8 protein-coding genes and 3 tRNA genes are annotated in these 7,666 nt (G+C 44.1%); 7 read left to right on the top strand and 4 right to left on the bottom strand.

The genetic code is table 11. The annotated features are described in order from the left end of the window. Positions 1 to 29 precede the first annotated feature (29 nt). From AB3112_RS06410 to AB3112_RS06400, 3 genes are all read left to right on the top strand, one after another. Positions 30 to 101, top strand: a tRNA-Glu gene (locus AB3112_RS06410). Between the two features lie 29 nt (positions 102 to 130). Continuing rightward, a tRNA-Met gene (locus AB3112_RS06405) sits at positions 131 to 204 on the top strand. A gap of 4 nt (positions 205 to 208) precedes the next feature. Continuing rightward, positions 209 to 282: transfer RNA gene (locus AB3112_RS06400), tRNA-Asp, on the top strand. A gap of 166 nt (positions 283 to 448) precedes the next feature. Here the strand turns inward: AB3112_RS06400 and AB3112_RS06395 are convergent. After that, positions 449 to 952, bottom strand: coding sequence for a hypothetical protein (locus AB3112_RS06395; RefSeq protein ID WP_057910833.1), 504 nt, complete (start codon positions 950 to 952; stop codon positions 449 to 451). 114 nt (positions 953 to 1,066) lie between these two features. On the opposite strand from AB3112_RS06395, the gene AB3112_RS06390 reads away from it, so the two are divergent. The 3 genes from AB3112_RS06390 (at position 1,067) to AB3112_RS06380 (ending at position 3,117) form a co-directional block, all read left to right on the top strand. Then, complete coding sequence (locus AB3112_RS06390; RefSeq protein ID WP_084972810.1) at positions 1,067 to 1,807, top strand: MBL fold metallo-hydrolase; 741 nt, start codon at positions 1,067 to 1,069, stop codon at positions 1,805 to 1,807. 111 nt (positions 1,808 to 1,918) lie between these two features. After that, positions 1,919 to 2,317 carry a transcriptional regulator Spx gene (spx, locus tag AB3112_RS06385; RefSeq protein WP_057910835.1) on the top strand — a complete coding sequence of 133 codons (399 nt, stop codon included), beginning with the start codon at positions 1,919 to 1,921 and terminating at the stop codon, positions 2,315 to 2,317. A 116-nt stretch (positions 2,318 to 2,433) separates the two neighbouring features. Beyond that, positions 2,434 to 3,117: an adaptor protein MecA gene (locus AB3112_RS06380; protein ID WP_367334132.1), complete on the top strand. Its 684-nt coding sequence runs from the start codon at positions 2,434 to 2,436 to the stop codon at positions 3,115 to 3,117. A gap of 74 nt (positions 3,118 to 3,191) precedes the next feature. Here the strand turns inward: AB3112_RS06380 and AB3112_RS06375 are convergent, their stop codons facing one another. Genes AB3112_RS06375 through AB3112_RS06365 form a run of 3 tightly spaced genes read right to left on the bottom strand, consistent with a single transcriptional unit; the run spans position 3,192 to position 6,877 of the window. Further along, positions 3,192 to 4,178 carry a glycosyltransferase family 2 protein gene (locus AB3112_RS06375; RefSeq protein WP_367334131.1) on the bottom strand — a complete coding sequence of 329 codons (987 nt, stop codon included), beginning with the start codon at positions 4,176 to 4,178 and terminating at the stop codon, positions 3,192 to 3,194. 13 nt (positions 4,179 to 4,191) lie between these two features. After that, positions 4,192 to 6,459: a glycosyltransferase family 39 protein gene (locus AB3112_RS06370; protein WP_367334130.1), complete on the bottom strand. Its 2,268-nt coding sequence runs from the start codon at positions 6,457 to 6,459 to the stop codon at positions 4,192 to 4,194. Then, positions 6,446 to 6,877 (bottom strand): GtrA family protein, encoded by a 432-nt coding sequence (locus tag AB3112_RS06365; RefSeq protein ID WP_075141086.1) that lies wholly within the window; start codon positions 6,875 to 6,877, stop codon positions 6,446 to 6,448. The genes AB3112_RS06370 and AB3112_RS06365 overlap by 14 nt, the downstream gene beginning before the upstream one ends. Before the next feature lie 141 nt (positions 6,878 to 7,018). On the opposite strand from AB3112_RS06365, the gene AB3112_RS06360 reads away from it, so the two are divergent. Beyond that, on the top strand, positions 7,019 to 7,666 hold a 648-nt coding region (locus AB3112_RS06360; RefSeq protein ID WP_367334129.1), incomplete at its 3' end, for a response regulator transcription factor.

Here is a 7,666-nt window from a genome sequence, read left to right as displayed (position 1 = left end):
GTTCGAATCTCTCCTTCTCCGTTTTAAATGACCCGTTGGTCAAGTGGTTAAGACACCGCCCTTTCACGGCGGTAACATGGGTTCAAATCCCGTACGGGTCATTCAAAGAATGATTTCTTTCTTATATTATCGCGGGATGGAGCAGTCTGGTAGCTCGTCGGGCTCATAACCCGAAGGTCGTTGGTTCAAACCCAGCTCCCGCAATTTTGGTCCGTTGGTCTAGCTGGTTAGGACGCCTGCCTGTCACGCAGGAGATCACGAGTTCGAGTCTCGTACGGACCGGTGGATATCGACAGTATGCAAGCTAATTGATAGCTTGCTTTTTTTATATCTTTATTTATAGCGATCGGGATTGACCACTTCATTCGAATGACTTAGAAATGAAAACCGCTATGCTAACGAATTATGTATAAATGCATTCGTTAGCATAGCGGTAATGGATAAGCCTTTAGTGAGTTTCTTTTTCCTTGGCCGGAGTGTAGTAAGCTTCATGTGAATAAAAGTTTGGCGAATCACGGTACTCTTTTGGAATAAAATCATCTGAACTGTTTTTCCAGAGCTCGTAATCTGAATAAGCATTCCAAGTTCCTAAAATGATGCGTTGACTAATATCTTTGTGATAATTCAACGAATACATTGAGTGCATACCATCAGGGAGCCCATTGGTACGAAGTCGATTGATTCGGGCGTCGAAGACTTTTTGCTCTTCAAAATTTAGGTCGAGCGTTGAAAAACTAATGAACCCATTCCAATTGTCAGTTCCGGCATGGCTCAAAATATCATAGTAAACAGGGGATTTAAAAACCGTTTCCTGACCAGAATGATCAAGTAACATAAATTCACCTTGCTGACTTAATGCTTGGTATAACACCAGGTCACGTTCAGGATGAGCAGCTTTTATTTCTGATAAAATCTTTTCATCACCAAATGTAATGACGATCTGTTCTTTCATATGACCCACCTCCTATATACAAACTTATTATACTTTTTTTCATTAAGAGAACCAAACATTTACTTTTTAGTATTAGTAAATTATACTTTAGACAAAATAAGAGGAGGCAACGTTTTGGAGCTAACAGTTATTGGGTATTTAGGCGGTTATCCGGCACACGGTAACGCAACCAGTAGTTATTTATTGCAGTCTGACGGCTTTAATTTGTTAATTGATTGTGGCAGTGGGGCATTATTGAGTTTGGAAGAAGTCATTGACCCACTCAAGCTTAATGGCTTAATTTTAACCCACTATCATCATGATCACACAGCCGACGTTGGCGTTCTGCAGTATTATTGGCAATTACATGAAAAACGTTACACAGAGCCTGTACTGCCCATTTATGGTCATCGACTCGACAAGGCAAAATTTGCCGGACTTGATTGGCCAAATTCCACCAAGGCAGTTGCGTATGATCCCGACAAATCGTTAAGCGTCGGGCCATTTGAAATCAGCTGTCTCAAAACACAGCACCCGGTTCCGGCATTTGCACTGCGCATCAAGGAGCAGGATACGGGCAAAATCTTAGTCTTTACGGCGGATACGAAATATTTTCCAGAGCTGACTGATTTTGTGAAAGGGGCAGACCTCTTAATGACCGACACGAACTTCTTCGCTGACAAGACCGGTCAAAAATGGCACATGACTTCAACTGAGTCGGGGAAACTCGCTCATGATGGCGGGGTTCATCAACTACTGCTGACCCACTTGCCTGCGGATGGGGATTTGCAGCAACTCAAAGATGAAGCCCAACATAGTGCGGGCGAGGACCTTCCTGTTATGGTCGCCCAGCAACACCTGACAATCAATATTTAGTTTAAATGTGATGAAAGTTAGCAGAATGTTAGTCCATTCTGTGAATCTTATGATTTTTATAACTATTTCCGATATAATCAAGTCATCAAAGGTTATTAGGAGGTAGCAATCATGACTGTAAACTTACTTACAACACCCAGCTGTACTTCTTGTCGCAAAGCAAAGAAATGGCTCGTCGATCACAAGGTGGACTTTGTGGAACGAAATCTTTTTGCAAATCCGCTTTCTGAAACCGAGTTGAAAGAAATCTTTATGTTATCTGAAGGTGGAACTGACGATGTGATTTCGACACGCTCATACCTCTACGACCAATATAAGCCTCAGATTCACTCGATGACGATAGGTGAGGTCATCTCACTACTGGCTGCCCATCCCGAGTTGATTCGTCGGCCAATTCTCATGGATTCCAAACGAATTGAGTTTGGCTACAATGAAGATGAAATTCGCTGCTTCATGCCACGGGGAACCCGTAAGTGTGAACTCGAAAAAATGGTTCGCCGAGCCTTATGAGCTTGAAATCTTAATTGCTTGTTAATATCCATCTTTAGCCGTATTATTTACTTAGACAATAATATGATACAATGTTATTATTAATTACCCTCAGATATTGAAAGGGGTGGCTAAATATGGAAATGGAACGAATTAACGAGAATACAATTCGTGTACTGATTGGTAATGACGATCTTGATAAGCGCGGGATTACCGTTTTAGATTTACTTGGTAATCACAAGCAGATCGAAAGCTTCTTCTATAGTATTCTGGAAGAGGTTGACAAGGATCACCAATTTCAAAATAACGATGCCGTCACTTTCCAAGTTCTTCCAAACCAAAATGGATTGGAATTATTTATCAGTAAGGATGTTGATATGTCCGATAACGACATGTTTGATTCAGGTAGTGGGGATCATTCCGACCAGCCTGAAAAGCGTGATCGCTTTTCTAAATATATCGAAGAACATACCGGTAATAATCAACCACAACATGTAAGTGATAAGAAGACAAACGATGAGTTTGGTCATCAGAAGCGAACCGTTATCCTTGAGTTCGACCAACTGGACGACTTCACCTCATTGGCGAAGGCATTACGATTGGAAAATGGAACATCTGATTTGTACCTGTATGAAGGTAAGTATTACCTGAAATTGCAGCTTTACAGCAACGACCCGGTTGATATGGTCGTCAGTGATGAAGTTGCAATTGCCAACGAATATGGTAAGAAAACCACTGTTACTGAGGAAGTTCTTAACGAGTACGGCCAACAGTTAATGGAAAATAGCGCGTTGGAACTCAGCAGGTATTACTTTAAGTAAATTGAATGTCATTTCATGAGCTTACAACAAAAGGAGCAGCCGATTTTGGCTGCTCCTTTTAGTGTGGCTTCTTTTTATTGGAATGCCCGTCCTCTGATTGTGGTTTGGTAGTAGGTCTTTGGATGATCAGTTTCTTGTGAGCGAAACCCCGACGTATTTGCGACAATGTATAATGGGCGTCGTCTTGATGCATCGAAGATCCGGTACAAATATGAGCCAATTGTTCCAACGGCCAGCAAGGTGATGCCAACCATTAAGAAGACTGCGAACACCGCAAAGCGAATCGTATTCATTGTTGTCAACAATGAGGTAATCAGGTAGCCGATTCCAAAAATGATTGAAAAGCTCCCGACCCAGTTCGCAATTTGAAGCGGGAAGGATGAAAATGAGGTGATGCCATCCATTGCCAGTCGGATCATTTTCCGCAGCGGATACTTGGTTGTTCCAGCGACGCGTTCCTGTCGCTCATAATTGACGTCGGTTTGCTTGAAGCCGACCCAGCTGACCATACCGCGGACAAACGGGTCCGGTTCATTCATCCGCTTGAGTTGGTTGACAACTTTAACGTCCATGAGCCGAAAGTCGCCGGTGTCGACAGGAATGTGAACACTTGTGATGTGCTTTAAGGTTCGGTAGAAGGCCGCGGCCGTTATCTTCTTAAATAGGCTTTCACCATCGCGGGAGATCCGTTTTCCGTAAACGACGTCATAGCCGTCATGCCATTTTTTGATCATGTCGACGATGACCTCGGGAGGATCCTGCAAATCAGCATCCATCACAACGACCGCATCGCCATTGGTGTAACGAATTCCGGCAGTAATTGACAACTGATGGCCAAAGTTTCTTGAAAATTGAACCAGCTTGATGTTTGAGTACTGTGCCTGTTGCTGTTGAATCAAGTCCGCGCTCTTATCCTTTGAACCATCGTCCACAAAGATAAGTTCAAAATTTTGCGGCTGATTAGAAATGAACTTTTCAAGTGTGTCAATCGTACTCGTAATGCCGTCTTCCTCATTAAAAACGGGAAGAACGATTGAAATTAATTCGCTTTTGTTAGTCATTGGAAAGCCTCCTTTATTTATAAATTGATGATAGGTCGTAGAGGACACCGGATGCGCCCATGCCACCCATACCCCCTGGTAGCTGCATTGTTGTTTGTTTCTTGGTGGATTTTGTACTTGATTTTGTACCTGATTTCATCTTCGAATTTTGCTTGCCAGGGGTTAGCTTTGCGCCTTTGCCACTTGGCTTCTGCATGCCAGGGGTTGGCTTTGCACCATTGCCGCTTGGTTTCTGCTTGCCCGTTGATGCAGTTGGCTTTTGACCCATTCCGGAAGCAGAAGCCGTTGAACTTGAGCTTTGATATAAGCTTGATTTTACCTTTGTGGCGTGTTTCTTAATCCAATTAATGATCGCCGTATTACCTGATTTGCCAGAGTAATAGAAGTACTTTAATTCACCGTTTTTGACAAGCTTTTTAAACTGGGTCAACGTGATCGCCGGGTCGGTTCCGTTAAAGCCACCCATGGCCATGACGGCCTTCCCAGTTTTAATGATATACGGAGCGGCAGTTGTTGAATCACTGGTTGCAAACAGGTATTTGGCATTTCCTTGATGTTTTTCAAGGTAACTTAACAGTTTCTTGTTGACTGAACTGTTTCCCATACCGCCACCACCGCCAGGCATGCCACTACTGGATGATTCAAGCAGGGAAGGGCCTGCGGTTGGAATCATTGCCGACTCAGCCGCAATTGTCGGGGTTAACGACCACCAGGTTGGCGCAGCCATGATTGAAAGCAGCCCCCCAACCAGCAATGCTTGAAGCGCCCGACCACGTGGAATCACGATCAGGCCAATGGAAAAGCCAATCGCCGCAATCAAAATGATCCAGGTCAACCATGGATAGTAACTGTAAACATACCAGGATTGAAGTGCTGCTGTTGCTGTAATCGCAAGCGGAAGCAGGTAAAATTTCCAGTTCGTTCTCAGACTATTTTTGAACAGGCCAATTAAAGCAGTTAGCCCGGTTCCAAATAACGCTGCAATTGGCGGTGCCAGCATAATCATGTAGTAGGGATGAAAGAAGCTGGCAATGCTGAAGAATCCATAAACGGGGATCAGCCAACTTGTCCAAAGAATCAGTTGCTTTTGCTTAGTGGTTAAGTAGAACCAACGACGTCGTTTATCGCGGAAGTAAGCCAAGCCACCGATTAAACCGAAGAGGGCAAATGGTAACAGCCAACTGACTTGTGGTCCCAATGCGGACTGGAACAACCTAAACGGTCCGATTGTGCCGATATTGAAAGCACCACCGCCACCGCCGCCGGCACCCATTTTACCTGGGCCACCTTTTTTGCTACCACCAGGTGCTTGCATTTGCTTACCGCCAGCGGCGCCCTTCTTGGTTCCTTGTTTCATACCGGTAGGCGCTTTGCCGCCGGTTGGCATGCCGCCCTTTTTGTTTTGGGTCTTACTGTTCATTCCGGCACCAAACGTTCCGCCGGTTCCAGTTGTTTGTCCAAGTAGGCGTTCACTTCCGTTATACCCAAACGCTAATTCCAGCAGGGAGTTGGTTTCTGAACCACCAACATATGGTCGGCTGCTTGCCGGGGTCATATCAACCGAAATTGGATAGGCTAAGGTGAAAACGAGAAGCGAAACGGTTGCAAAAATCAGTTTCGTAATTTTTTTCTTCCAAGATTCATTTGCGGCCAACCAGTAGAATAAGTACATCGCAGGCAGAATCATGAAGGCCTGAAGCATTTTGACGTTAAAGGCGATTCCGATCAGACCAAAACTGACCAGTAGTGGCCAAATTCGGCGACTTCCAATGGACTTTTCCAAGAAGAAAAGGCCTAACATTAGGAAGAAAACTAAAGTTGCGTCCATATTATTCGTTCGGGAATCTGCCACAACGATTGGCGTGATGGTCAGCGCCAATGCACTTAAGCGACCGGCATTTTTGCCGAAGTATGGCTGAATAATGCGATACATTAAGTAAACAGAACCGACACCGAAGAGGACGGATGGTAATACGATACTCCAGCCATGAAGGCCAAAAATTTTGGCACTGATGGCCATGAACCATAGTGCGACTGGCGGCTTATCAACCGTGATGTAGCCGGCTGGATCAAAACTGCCGTACCAGAAATTGTGAAAACTCATGGTCATACTTTTGATAGCTGCGGTATAAAATGCGTTGGCCGATCCGGCCTTCCAAGTTGCCCACCCGTAAAGAAACAGGGCGGCAATTAAGATGATGCCGAGGATCCAATCGAATTTGCCTCGACTTTTTGTTTCATCATTTCGGGTATTGCTTATATATTGACTATTGGCTGCCATATCGGCGGACCTCCTTTATGTGACGTTGATTGAATACCCAAAATTTTGATAACAAGAAATTGGTGGGTACGGTGATGATTAAACTGACTAGGGGAATGAGATGTGGATTCATCAGTGACCAGTTGCTGGCAAAGTGGGCGAATAAGACACTGATCACCCAAGTGAACAGGTAGGTCGCATAGTATTTCCAGACAACGGATTTCAATGACGATCCGGTTTGAAAGACCCAATGGTTGTTCAGGGTCAGCCCCAGAAGTGAGGTGACACCATAGCCAACGCCCATCGCAAAGGTTGCGTTGGTCGGGTTGAGCAAGACTAAGTAAATGACATACGTTAAAATCGTGTTTAACAAACCGATGATGCCAAATTTAAATAATTGCTTTGTAAATTTGATGTGAGTCACTCCTTTCTTAAGCATTGAAATGAGTTTATCTTTTCAAGCATAAAACAAGCTTAAAAGATTTGGTTTATGATAAATTCCCCAAATTTTAGTTGACGATTGCCCCAAAAAACATTAATTTAATGGCAATAGATAAATCAACCACAAGGAGAATTTTGAATGAAAGAACTTCATATACTAATAATTGAAGATGATGAAGATTTGGCCAAGAGCCTGGAATTGTTCTTAGGTGAGATCGCGCAAACAACCGTTTCCTACGATGGCTTCGAAGGACAAATGCTTGGTCAGGAAGGCATTTATGATCTGGTCGTGCTGGATTTGATGCTGCCACAGGTGAACGGTTACGATGTTTTGAAGCATTGGCGGACCGAGGATCATTTGAGTATGCCGGTGTTAATTTTAACGGCTAAAGATACCTTGGATGATAAAGTGCACGGATTTGAGCTCGGCGCCGATGACTATCTGACAAAGCCGTTTCACCGTGAGGAGTTGTTGATGCGGGTCAAAGCACTACTCAAGCGCAGCGGCCGTCTGGGAGACGACAACACGCTGACAGTCGGGCCGTTTACCGTTAACCTCAGTAACCGGGTGGTCAATGTGGAAGGCAAGGAACTTGCCCTCAATGGTAAGGAATTTGACTTACTGGTCTACTTTGTCCAAAATCCCGACACAATCATTACCAAGGACCAGATTTTTGATCGTTTATGGGGATTTGAATCAGAGACGGCGATTTCTGTCGTTGAAGTTTATATGAGTAATTTACGGAAAAAGATGAAGCAGGCAACTTCCCTTCAGCCAATAAAGACG

The sequence above is a fragment of the Lentilactobacillus sp. genome (assembly GCF_040773105.1).
GTDB lineage: Bacteria > Bacillota > Bacilli > Lactobacillales > Lactobacillaceae > Lentilactobacillus > Lentilactobacillus parabuchneri.
Note: the sequence above shows the minus strand (reverse complement) of the source record. Positions and strands in the feature narration are given on the sequence as shown.